16 protein-coding genes are annotated in these 19,168 nt (G+C 66.2%); 10 read left to right on the top strand and 6 right to left on the bottom strand.

Annotated features, from left to right (window positions below):
* Window positions 1-181: 181 nt before the first annotated feature.
* Complete coding sequence (gene rplQ / locus ACM0PB_RS11365) at window positions 182-565, top strand: 50S ribosomal protein L17 (RefSeq protein WP_005408217.1); 384 nt, start codon at window positions 182-184, stop codon at window positions 563-565.
* Between the two features lie 161 nt (window positions 566-726).
* A complete protein-coding gene (locus tag ACM0PB_RS11360) occupies window positions 727-1,233 on the top strand; it encodes a disulfide bond formation protein B (RefSeq protein WP_065186362.1) in 507 nt (168 codons plus the stop codon).
* A 96-nt stretch (window positions 1,234-1,329) separates the two neighbouring features.
* Here ACM0PB_RS11360 and ACM0PB_RS11355 read toward each other — a convergent pair whose 3' ends face one another.
* A complete protein-coding gene (locus tag ACM0PB_RS11355; protein WP_414604521.1) occupies window positions 1,330-3,456 on the bottom strand; it encodes a TonB-dependent receptor in 2,127 nt (708 codons plus the stop codon).
* Window positions 3,457-3,677: 221 nt separating this feature from the next.
* Here ACM0PB_RS11355 and ACM0PB_RS11350 point away from each other — a divergent pair, with 221 nt between their 5' ends.
* Entirely contained in the window at window positions 3,678-5,069 is a 1,392-nt protein-coding gene (locus ACM0PB_RS11350; protein WP_414604522.1) for a class II 3-deoxy-7-phosphoheptulonate synthase, read from the top strand.
* Between the two features lie 675 nt (window positions 5,070-5,744).
* On the top strand, window positions 5,745-6,932 hold the full coding sequence (locus ACM0PB_RS11345) for a mechanosensitive ion channel family protein (protein ID WP_329953150.1): 1,188 nt from the start codon (window positions 5,745-5,747) through the stop codon (window positions 6,930-6,932).
* A 27-nt stretch (window positions 6,933-6,959) separates the two neighbouring features.
* Here the strand turns inward: ACM0PB_RS11345 and ACM0PB_RS11340 are convergent, their stop codons facing one another.
* From ACM0PB_RS11340 to typA, 3 genes are read right to left on the bottom strand one after another with little or no spacing between them, the layout of a single operon-like run.
* On the bottom strand, window positions 6,960-8,582 hold the full coding sequence (locus ACM0PB_RS11340; protein WP_069138926.1) for an amidase: 1,623 nt from the start codon (window positions 8,580-8,582) through the stop codon (window positions 6,960-6,962).
* A 41-nt stretch (window positions 8,583-8,623) separates the two neighbouring features.
* Window positions 8,624-9,091 carry a DUF2127 domain-containing protein gene (locus ACM0PB_RS11335; RefSeq protein WP_049414692.1) on the bottom strand — a complete coding sequence of 156 codons (468 nt, stop codon included), beginning with the start codon at window positions 9,089-9,091 and terminating at the stop codon, window positions 8,624-8,626.
* A gap of 11 nt (window positions 9,092-9,102) precedes the next feature.
* A complete protein-coding gene (gene typA / locus ACM0PB_RS11330) occupies window positions 9,103-10,950 on the bottom strand; it encodes a translational GTPase TypA (protein WP_005415427.1) in 1,848 nt (615 codons plus the stop codon).
* Between the two features lie 272 nt (window positions 10,951-11,222).
* On the opposite strand from typA, the gene ACM0PB_RS11325 reads away from it, so the two are divergent.
* From ACM0PB_RS11325 to ACM0PB_RS11300, 6 genes are all read left to right on the top strand, one after another.
* Window positions 11,223-11,714 (top strand): peptidylprolyl isomerase, encoded by a 492-nt coding sequence (locus ACM0PB_RS11325; protein WP_005408225.1) that lies wholly within the window; start codon window positions 11,223-11,225, stop codon window positions 11,712-11,714.
* A 117-nt stretch (window positions 11,715-11,831) separates the two neighbouring features.
* On the top strand, window positions 11,832-12,818 hold the full coding sequence (locus ACM0PB_RS11320) for a malate dehydrogenase (protein ID WP_065178953.1): 987 nt from the start codon (window positions 11,832-11,834) through the stop codon (window positions 12,816-12,818).
* A gap of 85 nt (window positions 12,819-12,903) precedes the next feature.
* Window positions 12,904-13,518, top strand: coding sequence for an RluA family pseudouridine synthase (locus tag ACM0PB_RS11315; RefSeq protein WP_065178952.1), 615 nt, complete (start codon window positions 12,904-12,906; stop codon window positions 13,516-13,518).
* 635 nt (window positions 13,519-14,153) lie between these two features.
* Complete coding sequence (gene prpE, locus ACM0PB_RS11310) at window positions 14,154-16,034, top strand: propionate--CoA ligase (protein ID WP_005415430.1); 1,881 nt, start codon at window positions 14,154-14,156, stop codon at window positions 16,032-16,034.
* A 214-nt stretch (window positions 16,035-16,248) separates the two neighbouring features.
* Entirely contained in the window at window positions 16,249-16,752 is a 504-nt protein-coding gene (locus ACM0PB_RS11305; protein ID WP_005415431.1) for a hypothetical protein, read from the top strand.
* Between the two features lie 46 nt (window positions 16,753-16,798).
* Window positions 16,799-17,854, top strand: a complete 1,056-nt coding sequence (locus ACM0PB_RS11300; RefSeq protein WP_065178951.1) for a suppressor of fused domain protein — start codon at window positions 16,799-16,801, stop codon at window positions 17,852-17,854.
* Window positions 17,855-17,947: 93 nt separating this feature from the next.
* On the opposite strand, the gene ACM0PB_RS11295 is transcribed toward ACM0PB_RS11300, so the two are convergent.
* Window positions 17,948-18,559, bottom strand: a complete 612-nt coding sequence (locus ACM0PB_RS11295) for a glutathione S-transferase N-terminal domain-containing protein (protein WP_053501065.1) — start codon at window positions 18,557-18,559, stop codon at window positions 17,948-17,950.
* A gap of 84 nt (window positions 18,560-18,643) precedes the next feature.
* Window positions 18,644-19,102, bottom strand: coding sequence for a cell wall hydrolase (locus ACM0PB_RS11290; protein WP_004154513.1), 459 nt, complete (start codon window positions 19,100-19,102; stop codon window positions 18,644-18,646).
* Window positions 19,103-19,168: the final 66 nt, after the last annotated feature.

Genomic DNA, 19,168 nt, shown 5'->3' with positions numbered 1-19,168 from the left:
TACCTGAAGGCTCCACCGTTCGCGGTGGGGCCTTCAACGCACCACACCATGCCACGGCGAACCGCAGGTTCGCGGGCAGGTCGTCCAGGACGGGCGGCCAGGACCATCCGCAGTCCGCGCAGCAACGCCAGGATGGCGACAACGATCCACACAGCCTCATCATTAACCAAGGAATATCACCATGCGTCACCAGAAGTCTGGCCGTAAGTTCAGCCGTACCAGCGCCCACCGCGAAGCGATGTTCAAGAACATGGCCGCCTCGCTGTTCAAGCACGAGCTGATCAAGACCACCCTGCCGAAGGCCAAGGAACTGCGCCGCGTTGCCGAGCCGCTGATCACCCTGGCCAAGGTCGACTCCGTCGCCAACCGCCGTCTGGCTTTCGCCCGCCTGCGCGACAACGAAGCCGTGGGCAACCTGTTCACCATCCTGGGCCCGCGCTACGCGAACCGTCCGGGCGGCTACCTGCGCCTGCTGAAGTGCGGCTTCCGCGCTGGCGACAACGCGCCGATGGCCTACGTCGAGCTGGTTGACCGTCCGGTCGTGGCCGAGGAAGTGGCCGAGTAATCGGACCGCTCCAATGCGACACAGCGAAAGCCCGGCCTCTGCCGGGCTTTTGCGTTTCTGCGGGATTTGACCCGCACCGTTCCGACAGGCGTCACCTGTGGCGGTTCGAATGGCATGCACTCTCGGTTACGCTTGGCGCCTGATCCATTCGAGCGTTGACGATGAATCCACTGCGCTGGCCCTTCCGCGCCCAGTTCTTCCTGGGCTTCCTGATCTGCGCCGGCCTGCTGGGCTACGCGATCTTCCTGCAGCTGAAGATGGGCCTGGAGCCGTGCCCGCTGTGCATCTTCCAGCGGCTGGCGTTCGCCGCGCTGGGCCTGCTGTTCCTGATCGGTGCACTGCACGGGCCCTCCAACCGTTCTGGCCGGGCAACCTACGGCGTGCTCGCCTTCATTGCCGCCGCGGTCGGCGTAGGCATCGCTGCGCGCCACGTCTACGTGCAGATGCTGCCACCGGAGATGGGGGCGACCTGCGGCCCGCCGCTGAGCTTCCTGCGCGAGACCATGGGGCCGCTGGAAGTGTTCCGCACGGTGCTGACCGGTACCGGCAACTGCGGCAATATCGACTGGACGTTCCTGGGCCTGACAATGCCGATGTGGTCGGGCGTGTGGTTCGTGCTGCTGGCGCTGTGGGCGCTGGTGGTGTCGCTGCGCAAGGTCAAGCGCTGAACGCAGGGTAGTGCCGGCCGCTGGCCGGCAACCGCATGAACGATGGCAGCGTTCCCGTAGATGCCGGCCAGCGGCCGGCACTACCACGGTCCGTTCTCAGAAATCCTGCTGCAGGCTCAGGTAGGCGCCACGGCGCGGCCCCCACTGCGGCGCGAACACGCCAACACCGCCGCCATCGCGCAGCTGGTAGCTGCGATCCAATGCGTTGATCACGGCCAGCTGCACATGCAGCGGATGGCCACTGTCGGCATTGAAGTCATGCCCGGCGCTGAGGTTCACCTGCAGGTAGGATGGCAGCTCGCCGCCGTTGGGCACGCCCTCGATGTCCGAACGCAGGCCGCTACCGAACACGTAGTTGGCGCCGACCCGGTTGTGGCCGGCGAAGGCGTAGCTGAAGCCGCCCGATGAGGTCAGCTTCTGGTCGTGGTCGAGGTGGATCCAGTGGTTGGCCACATAGGCCAGCGCTTCTGGATCGAGGTTGTACTGGCTGGTGATGACCTGGGTGCCGATGGCCTTGTTGTACGCCGCGTTGACGTAAGCGCTGAACGGACCGTTGCTGTAGTCGGCACTGAACTCCAGGCCACGGATATGGCCGCGGCGGTAGTTGAACGTCGAATAGATGTAGGCGGCACCAAACTGGCCTTCGTCCTGCAGGCGCGCAACACGGCGGTCGTACGCGTCCAAGCCCAGGGTCAGGTGTTCGCCCAGCTGATGCGATACGCCGATGTCGTAGTAGTCACTGCGCTCGGCCAGTGGCGTGTTGTTGCCGCCGCTCGGCTGCTGGTTGGTGGTGCCGTCGTACAGCGCGATATCGCTGCTGGCGATCAGCTCACTGGCCGGCGGCGTGAAGTAACGCGAATAGCCGGCATGCACGGTGGTGCTGTCGCTGGCATTCCAGGCCACGCCCAGGCGGGGGCTGAGCTGGCCCTCGGTGTGGCCAAAGGCCTTGTAGCGATCGCCGCGCAGGCCGTAGTTGACGGTCCAGTCGTCGCCGATCTTCCATTCATCCTGCACGTACAACGCCAGCGTGCTGGCATGGAAGGCACTGCGGTCAGGTATCAGCAGCGGCGTGGTGCTGGACTGCTGGCCGGCGTCATCGACCGGGAACACCCAGCTGCTGTTGCTGGCCCGCGCGTTCTCGTAGTTGCCGTACAGGCCATAGCGCAGCGTGTGGTCGTTGCCCAGCGGGGTGGAGAAATCGGCCTGCAGCGTGTTGGCGCGGTTGCTGCGCTGCACCTGCGAGGCGACGCCACTGAATACCAGGTCGCCGATGACATCCGGGTTGAACGCCACATCGCTGTAGCGCTGCCCGGCGGACAGCTGGTAGGCGGTGCTGCCCAGCGCGCCCTGCAGCACCAGCATGCCGAAGCGGGTGGTTTCGCGCTGGGTTTCATCCAGCTGGCTGGAGTCGAAGGTGGTGGTGTCCAGGTAACCGAACTGCGGGGTCTGCCCGGGGTTGACCGGGATCTGGAAGCGGTTGTTGGCGAAGCCGGCGAACACGCTCAGGCGGGTGTTCTCGTTGACCAGGTAGGTGAGGTCAGCGAACGCTTTGCCCTGGTGGGTGTCGTCGTGCAGCGGCTTGCGCGAGCGGGTCGGGTTTTCCAGGCCAACCTCGTTCTGGTCGTAGTTGCCAGTCAGGAACCAGCTCCATCGCCCCTGGTTGCCCCACCACGAGGCGTTCGGATTGATCTTGCCGAACGAGCCTGCGGTCAGACCGGCGCTGCCGCCATTGCCGAGCTCGGCACCATTGCGGGTGGTGATGTCGACCACTGCAGCGGTGCGCTCGCCGAACTGCGCCGGCAGCGCGCCATCCATCAGGCGGATGCTCTTGACGGTGCGGGCATCCAGTGTCTGGCCGAAGCCGGAGATCGATTCGGGCAGCAGTACGCCATTGATGCGGTACTGCAGATTGGCGTGGTCGCCGCGCACGTGCACGCCGCCATAGGAATCCTGGACCACGCCCGGGGCCTGCAGCAGTACCTGGCTGAGCGGCGCGGAGGCACCCAGCGGCTGCTTCTGGATGTCCTCGGCGGTGATCTGGTACTGGCTGCTGCCGATGTCCGGCGACAGCGCGTTGCGGGCCTGGTCGAGCTGGGCGTGGACAGTGACTGCGTCCAGATCCTTGACGGAGGAAGAGGTGTCGTCGGTCGTTGCGGCGAAGGCGGGCAGGCTGGCCAAGGCCAGGGCGAAGGTAATACCGGTAGCGAGGGGCGAGGGCTTCATGGTGAGAGAGGGGGCGGCTGGGCGTGGAAGGGGCCGGTCCATGACGTGCAAGTGTTACTCCGTAACAAATCATGCGCCTGTCCCGTGCGGCTGGCCATGCCGGATCTGGCTGCTGGCGTTGGCCTTTCCCTGCCGTTCAGGTGGCCGGGGCGGTGGGGGTGGGCCTTTGCGTCAGCGGCTGGCTCTGCGACCATGGCCGCCCCCCACCCCGGAAGTCTGCAATGAGCCTGTCCGCCGTTCCGCCCGCCTCCGATTCCGACGCGACCACCGCTGGCGCTGCCTGGTCGCCGGAGAGCTGGCGTGGCAAGACCGCGCTGCAGATGCCGACCTACCCGGACCCGGTGGCGTTGGACGCCGCTCTGCACGAGCTGAAGCGGCTGCCGCCGCTGGTCACCTCGTGGGAGATCCTGGCGTTGAAGCAGCAGCTGGCCGAGGCCCAGGAAGGCAAGCGCTTCCTGCTGCAGGGCGGCGACTGTGCCGAGAATTTCAGCGACTGCGAATCGGGCACCATTTCCAACCGATTGAAGGTGTTGCTGCAGATGAGCCTGGTGCTGGTGCACGGCCTGCGCCAGCCGGTGATCCGCGTGGGCCGCTTCGCCGGCCAGTACGCCAAGCCGCGCTCGGCCGACACCGAGACCCGCGACGGCGTGACCCTGCCCAGCTACCGCGGCGATGTGATCAACGCGCCGGCCTTCACCGAGGCAGCACGCCTGCCGGACCCGAAGCGGATGCTGCAGGCCCACGCGCATTCGGCGATGACGATGAACTTCGTGCGTGCGCTGATCGACGGCGGTTTCGCCGACCTGCACCACCCCGAATACTGGAACCTGGAGTGGGTAAGCCACTCGCCGCTGGCGGCCGAGTACCAGAAGATGGTGGCCTCGATCGGCGATGCGGTGCACTTCATGGAGACCCTGGCCGGGGCCCGCGTGCACAACCTCAACCGCATCGACTTCTACACTTCGCACGAAGCCCTGCTGCTGCACTACGAGCAGGCGTTGACCCGCCAGGTGCCGCGCCAGCAGGGCTGGTTGAACCTGAGCACGCATTACCCGTGGATCGGCATGCGCACGGCCGCGCTCGATGGCGCGCACGTGGAGTACCTGCGTGGCGTGCGCAATCCGATTGCGATCAAGGTGGGCCCGTCGGTGACGCCGGACCAGCTGCTGCGCCTGATCGATGTGCTCAACCCACATGACGAGCCGGGCCGCCTGAGCTTCATCCATCGGATGGGCGCGACGCAGATCGCCGAGAAACTGCCGCCGCTGCTGGACGCGGTCAAGCGTGATGGTCGCCGCGTGCTGTGGGTGTGCGATGCGATGCATGGCAATACCGAAAGCACCGCCAACGGTTTCAAGACACGCCGCTTCGACAACGTGCGTGGCGAGGTGGAGATGTCGTTCGATCTGCATGCGGCCGCCGGTACGCGCCTGGGCGGTGTGCACCTGGAACTGACCGGCGAGGACGTGACCGAGTGCATCGGCGGCGCGCGCGAACTGACCGAGCGCGACCTGGAGCGTGCGTATCGTTCGACGGTGGACCCGCGGTTGAACTACGAGCAGTCGCTGGAGATCGCGATGGCGATCGTGCGCAAGCAGGAGCAAGTGCGGTAAGGATTTTTCGGCAGGGCTTTGCAGCCCTGCACCTGCTACGAGCCAGAGCAACGTCAACGTCAACGTCAAAAGCGGGCTATCCGTGGGTTGGCGGGACGGTGTCGGAGTGCGGGGACACCGCAAGTACGTCCTTGTAGGCTTGGCAGCCGCATCCATGCGGCTGACACCCCGCACCCCGACACCGCCCCACCTTCGACAGGTTCACTCGGCTGCTGGTAGGTGTCGACCTTGGTCGACACGGTAGATCCACGCCATGCGTGGATGCTTTTGGAATCCAATTCGAAATATTCGATTCCGATGGAGATTCATCCACGCATGGCGTGGATCTACTGCAGATCGCGGAGATCTGTCGTAGGCGGGGTGGGTCCGGTTGCGGGGGCGTGAGCCGCATGGATGCGGCGACCGAGCTTACATGGGTGAGGGCGCTTTGCTTGCGAAGCACTGCTTCGCAAGCGCCCGAACGCACAGCCGCCAGCGGCTGGGCCGGGCCCCGGAGGTGTACTTGCAGCGCCCCCCGCAACCGGACCCACCCCGCCATCCCACAGCAAACCCGCTTCTGCTTCGGCTGTTGCTGTTGAGGTTGCCGGCCAGCGGCCGGCACTACCGCAGGTGCAGGCTGCAAGCCCTGCCGACCAACACCCTTCTTACGAACGGCTGACGTGACGCTCATGTGCCATGCGCGAGGCTGTCCACTTGGCGGTTCGACTGGAGGTGACAAGGGTGCACTGGCAGAGCGCACAGGCCTACGCATGGCCGTTGGGATTGGCCGTGGTGGTGGGCGGTATCGGCGCGTGGCTGATCCTGTGGATCTATCATCGGCTGAAAGGGCGTGATCGGCGGCGCGCGCGCATCGGGCGTGTGCTCGGGCTGCCAATGGCCACCGCATGGCCGCTGCTGCTGTTGATTCCTGCGTTGCAGGCCACGCCGCTGCAGGATCCCCTTCTGGGCAGCCTGCAACGGGTGCTGCATATCGCACTGACCGCCTGCTTCATCTGGTTGCTGGTACGCGCAGTGGCAGCGGGTGAGCGGGCCATCCTGCGCAGCCATCCCATCGATGTCTCCGATAATCTGGAAGCGCGCCGCATCCAGACCCAGACGCGGGTACTCAGCCGCGTGCTGATGGGCGGCATCATCGTGCTGGGCACTTCGCTGGTGCTGCTGACCTTCCCCATGGTGCAGAAGATCGGCACCGCGCTGCTGGCCTCGGCGGGCCTCATCGGCCTGGTGGCCGGTATCGCCGCAAAGCCAGTGTTCGGCAACCTGATCGCTGGCCTGCAGATTGCAGTGACCCAGCCGATCCGGCTGGACGATGTGGTGATCGTCGAGGGCGAGTGGGGACGCATCGAGGAGATCGGCAGCAGCTACGTGGTGGTACGCATCTGGGACGAGCGGAGGATGGTGGTGCCGTTGACCTGGTTCATCGAGAACCCCTTCCAGAACTGGACGCGGCGTAGCGCTGACCTGCTCGGCACAGCCTTCCTGTGGCTGGATTATCGTGCCCCGATTGCGGCGATCCGTGCTGAACTGGAGCGCATCTGCCGGGGCGAAGCGTTGTGGGATGGCCGGGTCTGCGTGACCCAGGTGACCGAAACCAGCGAGCGCGCGATCCAGGTGCGCCTGCTGGTGAGTGCGCGCAGCTCCGGCGACGCGTTCGACCTGCGTTGCCTGGTACGCGAGCGCATGCTCGATTTCCTCGCGCGTGAGCATCCGCACTCGCTGCCGCAGCTGCGTGCGCGGCTGCAGCATGCTGACGAGCTGGACATGCCGCGTGGTCCACGCGCACGTACTGCAGATGTGCGTTCGCCGGGGGCTGAAGACGGTGAGGCGGCAATCGTGCCGATGGAGCCGGAACCCGAACGGTAGCGCCGGCCAGCGGCCGGCACTACCGGATCAAGGCTCGCCGGCGTCGATCAGCGTGTCGGTGCCGAAGTGCGGTGGCCGCCGCGCGCGGGTGCGCTGTTCGTAGGCGTACGCCATTTCGATCAGCTTCGGTTCGCTCCAGGCGGTGCCCATGAACAGCAGGCCGACCGGCAGGCCATCGATCTGGCCCATCGGCACGCTGAGGCTGGGATAGCCGGCGACGGCGGCGGCACTGTAGCTCTCGCCGGGGAAGTCGTCGCCTTCGCTGCGGATCGGCCACGCAACGCCGGTGGTCGGCGCGACCAGGGCGTCGAGCTGGTGGGCGGCGAGGGCCGCATCGATGCCTTCCGGGCCCGCCAACCGGCGCGCATCGCTGCGTGCGCGGATGTAGGCGGGGTCAGCCAGGCCGGCGGTGGCGTCGGCCTCTACCAGCAGTTCCTGGCCGAACAGGCCAAGCTCCTGCTTGCTGTGCGCCTGGTTGAAGGCGATCAATTCGGCCAGGCTGTGCAGGGGAGCGCGGTGGGTGCTGAAGTAACGCTCCAGCCCGGCCTTGAACTCGTACAACAGTACCTTGCGTTCGGCGTCGGCCCAGGCGCCCTGGTTGGGCAGCTCCACCGGCACCACGACGGCACCGGCCCGACGCAGCTCGGTGGCGGCGTGTTCGATCAGTGGCGGCATGCCGCGGTACTTCAGCAGCGGCGTCTGCAGCAGGCCGATGCGCTTGCCACGCAGTCCCTGCGGATCCAGCCGCGCGGTGTAGTCGTACACCGCACGGCCGGGCATGGTTGCGGTGGCCGGGTCGGCATCATCGCGGCCGGCAATTGCGGTCAGTACGGCCGCAGCGTCGGCGACGCTGCGTGTCATCGGTCCCGCAGTGTCCTGGCTGAAGGAAATCGGGATGATGCCATCGCGGCTGACCAGGCCGACGGTCGGCTTGAGGCCGACGATGCCATTGATCGCCGCAGGGCAGACGATGCTGCCGTCGGTTTCGGTGCCGATCGCCACGCTGGCCAGGTTGGCGGCCACCGCTACCGCGCTGCCGCTGCTGGAGCCGCAAGGCGAGTGGCTGAGGCGATAGGGATTGCGGGTCTGGCCACCGCGCGCGCTCCAGCCGGACACCGAATCGTTGCCGCGGAAATTGGCCCATTCGCTGAGATTGGTCTTGCCCAGCACCACGGCCCCGGCCTCGCGCAGGCGCCGCACCAGATACGCATCGTCAGGGCGGAACCCCTGCAGGGCCAGCGAGCCGGCACTGGTGGCCATCGGTGCGGCGTTGATGTTGTCCTTCAGCAGTACCGGGATGCCATGGAGCGGTCCGCGCAGGTGCCCATCGCGGCGCTCGCGGTCACGTTCGGCGGCTTCCTTCAGGGCATCGGGGTTGAGCTCGATCACCGCGCGCAGGCGGGGGCCGGCCCGATCCAGGGCGGCGATCCGCTGCAGGTAGGCCTGGACCAGGGTGGCGCTGTCCAGCTCGCCGGCGGTCATCTGCGCCTGCAGGTCGGTGACATCGGTTTCGGCGTACGGGAAGGGCACGTTGCGGCTCGCGGGTTCGGCCGCATGCGCGCTGGGCGTGGCCGGGCTGCAGCCAGCCGAAAGCAGCACAGGCAGCGTGGCAAGCAGGCAGGTCAGCAGAGGCGGCAAGGACGGGCGCATGGGGCGGCTTGGTCGGCTCCAATCCCCAGTGTAGCCGCTGCTCAGCGGTGGCGCTTGCGCAGATCGCGGGCGAGGACGTAGACCACGATCAGGTTGATCGCCAGGATCGTCCACGACGGCCAGCCGGGGTGGCGGATGATCGCAAAGATGTCGAAGGGCAGGTACAGCGAGGCAGTCAGGCAGCCCAGCCAGGAGGCCCAGGCCTTGGCCCGCCACAGGCCCCAGGCTTCGACCAGGTGCAGCAGGCCGTAGCCGATCATCCCCGCCGCGGCCAGGTGGACCGCGTCGGGGCTGATCATATGCAGCAGCGAGGGCAGGGTGCCATGGTCCGGATCCAGGCTGAAACGCCGGATCAGGACCATGATGCCGTGCCGAAGCGGCTGCGGTCCGAGCACTTCCAGCCCGGTGGCGGCCAACAGCGCCAGTAACGCCTTGCTCGCTTCGAGCAGGGCGATGACGTGCAGGCCCGGATGCCGGTGTGGATCCGGGTTGTAGCCGCTCTGGTTCACGGGGTGCAGGCTCAGCCGCCGCGCGAAGCCTTCTTGCGATCGCTTTCGGTCAGGAACTTCTTGCGCAGGCGGATCTCCTTCGGGGTGATCTCGACCAGCTCATCGTCTTCGATGAAGTCCAGGGCCTGTTCCAGCGAGTACTTGATCGCCGGGGTCAGCTGGATCGCATCGTCCTTGCCCGAAGCGCGCATGTTGGTCAGCGGCTTGGTCTTGATCGCGTTGACGGTCAGGTCGTTGTCCTTGGAGTGGATGCCGACCAGCTGACCTTCATACACGTTGTCGCCTTCGGCAGCGAAGAGCTTGCCGCGTTCCTGCAGCGGACCCAGCGAGTAGGCCGGGGTGACGCCCGGCGCATTGGCGATCATCACGCCGTTGATGCGCTTGGCGATGGCGCCCTGTTCCTTCGGGCCGTAGTGGTCGAACACGTGGAACAGCAGGCCCGAACCCTGGGTCAGGGTCTTGAACTCGTTCTGGAAGCCGATCAGGCCACGGGCCGGGATCTGGTACTCCAGGCGCACGCGGCCCTTGCCGTCCGATTCCATGTTCTTCAACTGGCCCTTGCGGGTGCCCAGCTTTTCCATCACGCCGCCCTGGTGGATTTCTTCGATGTCCACCACCAGCTGCTCGATCGGCTCCATCAGCTGGCCGTCGATTTCCTTGATGATCACTTCCGGGCGCGACACAGCCAGCTCGTAGCCTTCACGGCGCATGTTCTCGATCAGCACCGACAGGTGCAGTTCGCCACGGCCGGAGACCAGGAACTTGTCGGCGTCTTCCAGCTGCTCGACCTTCAGGGCCACGTTGTGGACCTTTTCACGGTCCAGGCGGTCCTTGATCTGGCGGCTGGTCAGGAACTTGCCACCGGACAGGTCCTTGTTGCCGGCGAACGGCGAATTGTTCACCTGGAAGGTCATCGAGATGGTCGGCTCGTCGACGGTCAGCGCAGGCAGAGCTTCCGGGAAGTCCGGTGCGCAGATGGTGTCGGAGATGGTCAGCTCCTGGATGCCGGAGATGGCCACGATGTCGCCGGCCTCGGCCGAATCCTGCTCGATGCGCTCCAGGCCCATGAAGCCCAGCACCTGCAGCACCTTGCCGTTGCGCTTCTTGCCTTCACGGTCAATGACCGCGACCTGCATGTTCTTCTTCAGGGTGCCGCGCTGGATGCGGCCGATGCCGATCACGCCCACGAAGTTGTTGTAGTCCAGCTGGCTGATGCGCATCTGGAACGGGCCTTCCGGGTCCACTTCCGGCTTCGGCGCGTGCTGCATGATCGCTTCGTACAGCGGGGTCATGTCGCCGTCGCGCACGGTGTCTTCCAGGCCCGCGTAGCCGTTCAGGCCCGAGGCGTAGACGATCGGGAAATCCAGCTGCTCGTTGGTGGCACCGAGCTTGTCGAACAGGTCGAAGACCTGGTCGATCACCCACTCCGGACGGGCGCCCGGACGGTCGACCTTGTTGACCACGACGATCGGCTTGAAGCCCATCGCGAAGGCCTTCTGGGTCACGAAGCGGGTCTGCGGCATCGGGCCGTCCATCGCATCAACCAGGATCAGCACGGTGTCGACCATCGACAGCACGCGCTCGACCTCACCGCCGAAGTCGGCGTGGCCGGGGGTATCGACGATGTTGATCCGGTTCTTGATGCCGGTCTTCTTGTCTTCCCAGGTGATGGCGGTGTTCTTGGCCAGGATGGTGATGCCGCGTTCCTTTTCCTGGTCGTTGCTGTCCATCACGCGCTCGGCGAGGACGGTGCGCTCGGACAGGGTGCCGGACTGCTTCAGCAGCTGGTCGACCAGGGTGGTCTTGCCATGGTCGACGTGGGCGACGATGGCGATGTTGCGAAGATTTTCGATGGACATACGAAAGGGGGCCAGTCGGCGCCGGATTTGGAAAAAGAAGTCCAACATTATACGTCGAACTTGACGATTCGCGAAAAGGTGGATTTCACACCGGCCCAGCGGCCCATTCAGCTGGCTGTCCGCCGCTTCGACCGAGGTCGCCAGGACGGGGCCCCCGGCTCACCTTCCGCTGGCTGAAGGCGGGGGCTCCACCGATGGTCGAAGGCACCGCCGCCACGAGGCAGGTGTAAACTAGGTGGCTAGACGCATTCCCCTTTGCACCAAGGATCTTCATGTCCCTCATCGCCACTTTCGACACCACCCAGGGCCCGATCAAGGTCGAGCTGTTCGCCGACAAGGCGCCGCTGACCGTGGCCAACTTCGTGAACCTGGTCAAGCACGGCTTCTATGACGGCCTGATCTTCCACCGCGTGATCGCCGACTTCATGATCCAGGGCGGCTGCCCGCAGGGTCGTGGCACCGGCGGCCCGGGCTACAAGTTCGAAGACGAGAAGAATGGCGTGAAGCACGAGGTCGGCTCGCTGTCGATGGCCAACGCCGGCCCGAACACCAACGGCAGCCAGTTCTTCATCACCCACATCAAGACCGATTGGCTGGACGGCCGCCACACCGTCTTCGGCAAGGTCCTGGAAGGCCAGGCCATCGTCGATTCGGTCAAGCAGGGCGACGTGATCCATTCGATCACCCTTGAAGGCGACGTCGACGCTGTGCTGGCCGCCCAGGCCGACCGCGTCGCGGAGTGGAACAAGCACCTCGCCGCCTGACCCCCTTCGAAACGGCCACCCACGGGTGGCCGTTTCCCTGTTCCCCGCCGCCTGCCCGGCCTGCGTGGCCATGCCCGCGGCGTCCCATCAAACGCTTGCAAGCAAGAGGAAACCCCCATGAAAGCACCCGTTCGTGTTGCCGTGACCGGCGCCGCCGGCCAGATCGGTTATGCCCTGCTGTTCCGCATCGCCTCCGGCGAAATGCTGGGCAAGGACCAGCCGGTCATCCTGCAGCTGCTGGAACTGCCGGTCGACAAGGCCCAGGCCGCCCTGAAGGGCGTGATGATGGAGCTGGAAGACTGCGCGTTCCCGCTGCTGGCCGGCATGGTTGGCACCGATGACGCCGAAGTCGCGTTCAAGGACGCCGACATCGCTCTGCTGGTCGGCGCACGTCCGCGTGGCCCGGGCATGGAGCGCAAGGACCTGCTGCTGGAAAACGCCAAGATCTTCACCGCCCAGGGCGCGGCGCTGAACAAGGTCGCCAGCCGCGACGTGAAGGTGCTGGTGGTCGGCAACCCGGCCAACACCAACGCCTACATCGCGATGAAGTCGGCCCCGGACCTGAAGCCGGAAAACTTCACCGCCATGCTGCGCCTGGACCACAACCGCGCGCTGAGCCAGCTGTCGGCCAAGCTCGGCAAGCCGGTCGGTGGCATGGAGAAGCTGGTCGTGTGGGGCAACCACAGCCCGACCATGTACCCGGACTACCGTTTCGCCACCGTCGACGGCGCCTCGATCGCCGATGCGATCAACGACCAGGAGTGGAACGCCAACACGTTCATCCCGACCGTCGGCAAGCGCGGCGCGGCGATCATCGAAGCCCGTGGCTCGTCCTCGGCCGCTTCGGCCGCCAATGCCGCCATCGACCACGTGCGTGACTGGGTGCTGGGCAGCAACGGCAAGTGGGTCACGATGGGCGTGCCGTCCGACGGTTCCTACGGCATTCCGGAAGGCGTGATCTTCGGTTTCGCGGTGACCACCGAGAACGGCAAGTACACCCTGGTCAAGGATCTGCCGATCGACGACTTCAGCCAGAAGTACATCGACAAGACCCTGGCCGAGCTGGAAGAAGAGCGCGCCGGCGTCGCCCACCTGCTGGGCTGATGCAGGCGGTACCGGCTCCGGTCGGTACGCAGAAAGCGGGGAAGCTTCGGCTTCCCCGTTTCTGTTTGGACGGATACAGAGCCGGATGATCCATCTGCACTACATCGACGACGCGCTGCTGGTGGCTGAAAAGCCCCCCGGCCTGCTGTCCGTGCCCGGCCGCAGCGCCGAGAACCAGGACTGCGTCGTCGCGCGCCTGCAGGCGCTGTACCCGGATGCGTTGACCGTGCACCGCCTGGACCAGGTGACTTCCGGGCTGCTGCTGCATGCGCGTGGCAAGGACATGCAGGCGGCGTTGTCGATGCAGTTCGAGCAGCGCCGGGTTGGCAAGCGCTATGAAGCGGTCGTCGAGGGGCTGCTTGAAGGCGATGCCGGCGACGTGGATCTGCCGCTGATCGTGGACTGGCCGAACCGGCCGAAGCAGATGATCGACCATGAGCGCGGCAAGCCGGCGCTGACGCGTTGGCGCGTGCTGGTGCGCGATGTTGAAGCGCGGCGCACGCGCGTGGCGTTGGAACCGATCACCGGCCGCAGCCATCAGTTGCGGTTGCACATGGCCAGTATTGGCCATCCGATTGTTGGCGACGTGCTGTATGACGCGGCACCGGCGCACCGCGTGCATCTGCATGCACGCAGCCTGCGGTTCACGCATCCGCTGACGGGCGAGGCGCTCGCGTTCGAGTCCGCGACTCCGTTCTAGGGATTCGGCAGGGCTTGCAGCCCTGCACCCGCAGAATCAACGTCAATGTCAAAAGCCGGCTATACGTGGGTTGGCGGGACGGTGTCGGAGTGCGGGGCCGCCGCAAGTACGTCCGTGTAGGCTTGGCAGCCGCATCCATGCGGCTGACACCCCGCACTCCGACACCGCCCCACCTTCGACAGGTTCACTCGGCTGTTGGTAACGGTGGCCGTTGTTCCGCGCAGCTGTTGGTAGGTGTCGACCTTGGTCGACACGCTTTTTCTGTCAGATATCGAATGAATCATTCACGCATGGCGTGGATCTATCGTGTCGACCAAGGTCGACACCTACCAGAACAATATGCCGTTCCGACAGATCGCGGAATCTGTCGAAGGCGGGGTGGGTCCGGTGGCGGGAGTGTCCGCGGCATGGATGCCGCGGCCAAGCCCCCATGGACGGGTTTACGGCGTCTCCCGCCACCGGACCCACCCCGCCATCCCCAAGTAAGCCAGCTTCTGCTGTTGCTTCGGCTTCGGCTTCTGCAGGTGCAGGGCGCAGCCCTGCATGAAAAACCCACCCCCTACCAAGGTAGGGCGGCCCGCGCGCCAGCGCCGGACTATCCTCGAACCCATGACTTTGTCTGGGAGGGCTGCGTCATGAACTACGAGGAAACCTACCGTCGCTCGATCGACGAGCCGGAGGCCTTCTGGGGCGAGGAAGCCAAGCGCATCCATTGGCACAAACCGCCGCAGCAGGTGCTCGACTACAGCAACCCGCCGTTCCGGCGCTGGTTCGTCGGCGGCGAAACCAATCTCTGCTACAACGCCGTCGACCGCCACCTGGCAACGCGCGCCGACCAGCTCGCGCTGGTTGCGATTTCCACCGAAACCAACAGCACCCGCGAGATCACCTATCGCCAGCTGTATCGCGAAGTGAACGACTTCGCCGCCGTGCTCAAGCATCTCGGCGTCGGCCACGGTGACCGCGTGGTGATCTACATGCCGAACATGGCCGAAGCCGTGTTCGCGATGCTGGCCTGCGCGCGCATCGGTGCGGTGCACTCGGTGGTGTTCGGTGGCTTCGCCGCGCACAACCTGGCGCTGCGCATCGACGATGCGAAGCCGAAGTTGCTGATCGCAGCGGACGCCGGCATGCGCGGTGGCAAGCTGATTCCGTACAAGCCGATGGTCGACGCGGCCTGCGCCGAAGCGGCGTCGCCGCCACCGCACGTGCTGATCGTGTCGCGCGGGCTGGATGCCGCCGAACCCCGCGTGCCGGGTCGCGACGTGGACTACGCCGCGCTGCGTGCACAGGTTGGTGAGGTCGATGTGCCGGTACAGTGGCTGGAAGCGAGCGAGCCGAGCTACCTGCTGTACACCTCCGGTACTACCGGCAAGCCGAAGGGCGTGCAGCGCGATGTCGGTGGTTACGCGGTGGCGATGGCGCAGTCGATGGAGACCGTGTTCGACTGCAAGCCGGGCCAGGTGATGTTCTCCACTTCCGACGTCGGCTGGGCGGTAGGCCACTCGTACAACGTGTACGGCCCGCTGATCGGTGGCTGCACCTCGTTGCTGTACGAGGGGCTGCCGACGAATCCGGACCCGGGTATCTGGTGGGCGCTGTGCGAACAGTACAACGTGCGCACCATGTTCTCCTCACCCACCGCCATCCGCGTGCTGAAGAAGCATGACGCGGACTTCATCCATCGCCACGACCTGCGCGCCCTGAAGTATCTGTTCCTGGCCGGAGAGCCGCTGGACGAGCCCACCGCGCACTGGATCAGCGAAGCGCTGGGGAAGCCGATCATCGACAACTACTGGCAGACCGAAACCGGCTGGCCGGCACTGACCCTGCTGCCGGGCCTGGAGATGAAGCCGGTGCGCTTCGGTTCACCGGGCTTCCCCAATCTCGGCTACCGGATGAAGGTGATCGACGAGAACACCGGCGAGGAAGTGGCACCGGGGCAGAAGGGCGTGCTGGTGGTGTCGCCGCCCTTGCCGCCGGGTTGCATGAGCACGGTGTGGAACGACGACAGCCGTTTCCTGCAGAGCTACTTCAGCCACTTCAAGGAACTGCTGTACAGCTCGCTGGACTGGGCGATCCGCGATGACGATGGCTATACCTTCATCCTCGGCCGTACCGACGATGTGATCAACGTGGCCGGGCATCGTCTGGGCACGCGCGAGATCGAGGAGGCCATCTCCAGCCATCCGCGCGTGGCCGAGGCTGCCGTGATCGGGGTCAAGGACGAGCTGAAGGGGCAGGTGCCGCTGGTGTTCGTCACCCTCAAGCAGGGGCTTGAAGGCGAGGATCCGGCGCCGGTGGTGGCCGAGATGATGGCGACGGTGACGACTTCGCTTGGTGCGGTCGCGCGCCCGGCGCATGTGCACGTGGTCAACGCGCTGCCCAAGACCCGTTCGGGCAAGCTGCTGCGGCGCTCATTGCAGGCGTTGGCCGAGCAGCGTGACCCGGGCGACCTGTCGACGCTGGACGACCCCAGCGCGCTGGAGGAGATCCGCCGCGCGCTGGGCCGTTGATCCGGTGGTGCCGGCCGCTGGCCGGCCCCCCATCAATCCCGAGGTTGCCGGCCAGCGGCCGGCACTACCCGCTGCACTTGCGCTAAGCTCGCCCTGTCATCGACCTGCAACACGCGGTGCGCGCCGGGGAATGCGCGCGCCGCCCAGGGGTGGCACACAGGGGGGCGTGCCCGTGAGGGTGCGCCGGCATGGCGCATCAAGGGAGGGGGATGCAATGGCATTGCTGCACGCCAAGACGGCTGCTGGCCGTCAGGAAATCGAAGACCGTGGCCGGCGCCTGCCGGCGGCACTGCGTTCAATCCTGCTGATGGTCGATGGCCATCGCGATGACACCGAACTGCGCGGCTTGTTCGATGGCCTGCGCGCACCTCCGGATGCACTGGAGCAGCTGGCCGCACAGGGACTGATCGAGGTGATCGGCGGGAGCGTAGAGGCCGCTCCGGCGCGTGGCATCAGCACCGGCCGCGAACAGGACCCGGCGCTGTACCAGCAGTTGTACGACGCGATGAGCGAGGCGGTGCGGCGCCATCTGGGGCTGAAGGGCTACTTCATGCAGTTGAAGATCGAACGCTGCACCGATGCGCTGGCGTTGGAACGCCTTTGCCCGGAACTGCTGGCGGCGGTGGGCAAGGCGCGCAGCCCGGCGCTGGCCCAGCGCTGGTGGCAGGAAACCCAGTCCGCCGTAGTAAACGCTGGCAAAGAGGTCGTGCAGGCCTGAGCCACCGCGTAAAGTGATCGGTTCACTTCCCCACAAGGAGTTCCGCGTGCAGGACGACCACGATGACACCGACACCCCCGGCTGGGACGCGATCAATGCGGCGCTTTCGCCGCTGTATGCCGGGCAGGAGCCGCGACACTACGGCACCGCGCTTCCCTACACGCTCGGCGGCCAGGATCCGCTGGATGGCATCAGCGTGTACTGGGCGGATGCGCCGGTTCCGCATTGGCACTACATCACCTACGGTTTCTCCGAGCTGTATGCCAAGGAGAGCAGTGATGCTGCCGCCAGCGGCTATGGTTTCGAGCTGACGTTCCGTCTCGCTGCCGAAGCCGCTGAGAACGCCGACAGCACGCCGCCGGTGTGGCCGATGAACCTGCTGCAGAACCTGGCGCGCTATGTGTTCGGCAGCGGCAACGTGTTCGAGGATGGCCACCATCTGAATGCCAACGGCCCGATCGCACTGGAGACCGACACGCGGTTGTGCCACCTGGCCTTCATTGCCGACCCGCAGTTGCCGGCACGCGACACCGCCAATGGCCACCTGCAGTTCCTGCAGCTGGTCGGATTGACCGATGAGGAAATGGAGGCAGTCAAGCGCTGGTCTACGCGCGGCGTGCTGCAGGCGCTGCAGCCGGCAATGCCGCTGTGGGTCAGCGACCTGCACCGCGGCAACCTGCTGGAGGACCCTGCGCTGGCGGCAGAGGTGCGGGCCGGCAGCGAGCGCGAAGGCTCCAGCACCGGCATGTTGTTCATCGAGACACTGGACTGGCGCCAGGAGGCGGGCATGATCACGCTGGTGCTTGGCGCCGGCCAGGTGGCGAGCGTGTGCGAACTGCTGCCGCTGCGCCTGCGCCACGGCAGATCGCTGGAACTGGTCAGCCGCGAGCGGCAGTGGGAGTTCATCGCCGACGGGGGCGGTGAAGTGGCGGACGTATCCGCCGACAGCGCGCGCTGGTCACTGGACGAGGCGGGCCTGCAGGCCCTGGCAGGGGTGCACGCCGAGCGCGGGGTCTACCCGCTGGCAGGAAGGTTGCGTATCGAGGTGGTGCCGACCTACCTGCGCGATGCCAAGGGGGAAGTGATCCGCCAGATCGGCTGATCGCGCCAATGAAATCGAGGGGGGCGGAGCCGCCTGGTAGCCGATGGGGTCAGATCCGTTCGCCACGCGAACGGATCTGACCCCTGACCAAGGTCAGGCCAGGCCTTCGGCCTTCAGCGCGGCCTGCACGCCGGCATCGGCGTCCATGCGTGCCTTGTAGGCGGCCAGGTTGTCCAGGCCGGACAGATCAACCTTGGTACCGGCGGCCCAGCGCAGGGTGATGTAGAAGTACGGGTCGGCGAAGCTGCGGAAGCCGGCCAGCCAGGGCTTGTCGGCCAGCTGCTTGTCAGCGGTCTCGAACAGGCCACGCAGGCGCTTGTGCGCGGCGGCGCGGATCGCGTCGTACTGGCTCTCGTCGGCGATGAACTTGCCCGGCGCGAACAGCGGCGAGAAGGCCGGGTGCACGTCGGAATTGACGAAGGCCAGCCAGCGGGTGGCTTCGGCGCGCTGGCGCGGGCTGCCATCACCGGCGAGGCCGGCCTGCGGGAAGCTGTCGGCGATGTAGCCCATGATCGCGGCGTTCTGCAGCAGCACGAAGTCGCCGTCGACCAGTGCGGGAACGGCACCGGCCGGATTGATCTTCAGGAATTCCGGACCCTTCAGGGTGTCCTTGTTCAGCAGTTCAACCTCGAACGGCTGGCCGGTCCACTGCAGGGCGATGTGGTCGGCGGTGGAACAGGCACCGGGCTTGCTGTACAGCTTCATGGGAACTCCAGGTGATGCGGGCGGGAAACGCCCACTATCCCAGAGCCCGGCGGCGGCCGGCAACGCTGCCGCCAGCACGGATCGTTACGATTGCCGTGGCTTGAGGTTCTGCACCTTGTAGAAGGTGTGATCGCCGATGGTCGCCACCTGGTAGGCGTTGCGCCAGTTCGGGCTGGCGATGGACAGCGCGGCGAAGTGGCTGGCACCGGGCACGATCTCGCGGCGTTCGCCGGCCGGCAGCGCCCAGTTGCGCTCGGCGTCGAAGGCCACGTTCATCGCTTCGCTCCACGCCGCGTCATTGCCCAGCTGGGTGCCGGGGGAGACGATGGTCGGTGCGAACTGCTTGCGCGCGGTGACCACCTGGCACATCGAGTCGCCCCACAGGCCACTGTCGAGACGGCGCAGGGCGACCTCGGCAACAGCCTGCTGGCCGCGCAGGGTCTGGTCGCGGGCTTCCAGGTAGACGGTGGTGCTCAAACACAGTGAATCAGCGGCCGGCTGAGGCAACAACTGCGACAGCCAGAGAATCCAGGCCAGTTTCATATAACTCCTTGCTCCGTATGGGCCGCACCCTCCGGTTCCGGCCGCGGGGCGACAGGAGGTGGGGGA

It is taken from the genome of Stenotrophomonas sp. AR029 (assembly GCF_047520695.2).
Classification (GTDB): Bacteria; Pseudomonadota; Gammaproteobacteria; order Xanthomonadales; family Xanthomonadaceae; genus Stenotrophomonas; species Stenotrophomonas sepilia.
Note: the sequence above shows the minus strand (reverse complement) of the source record. Positions and strands in the feature narration are given on the sequence as shown.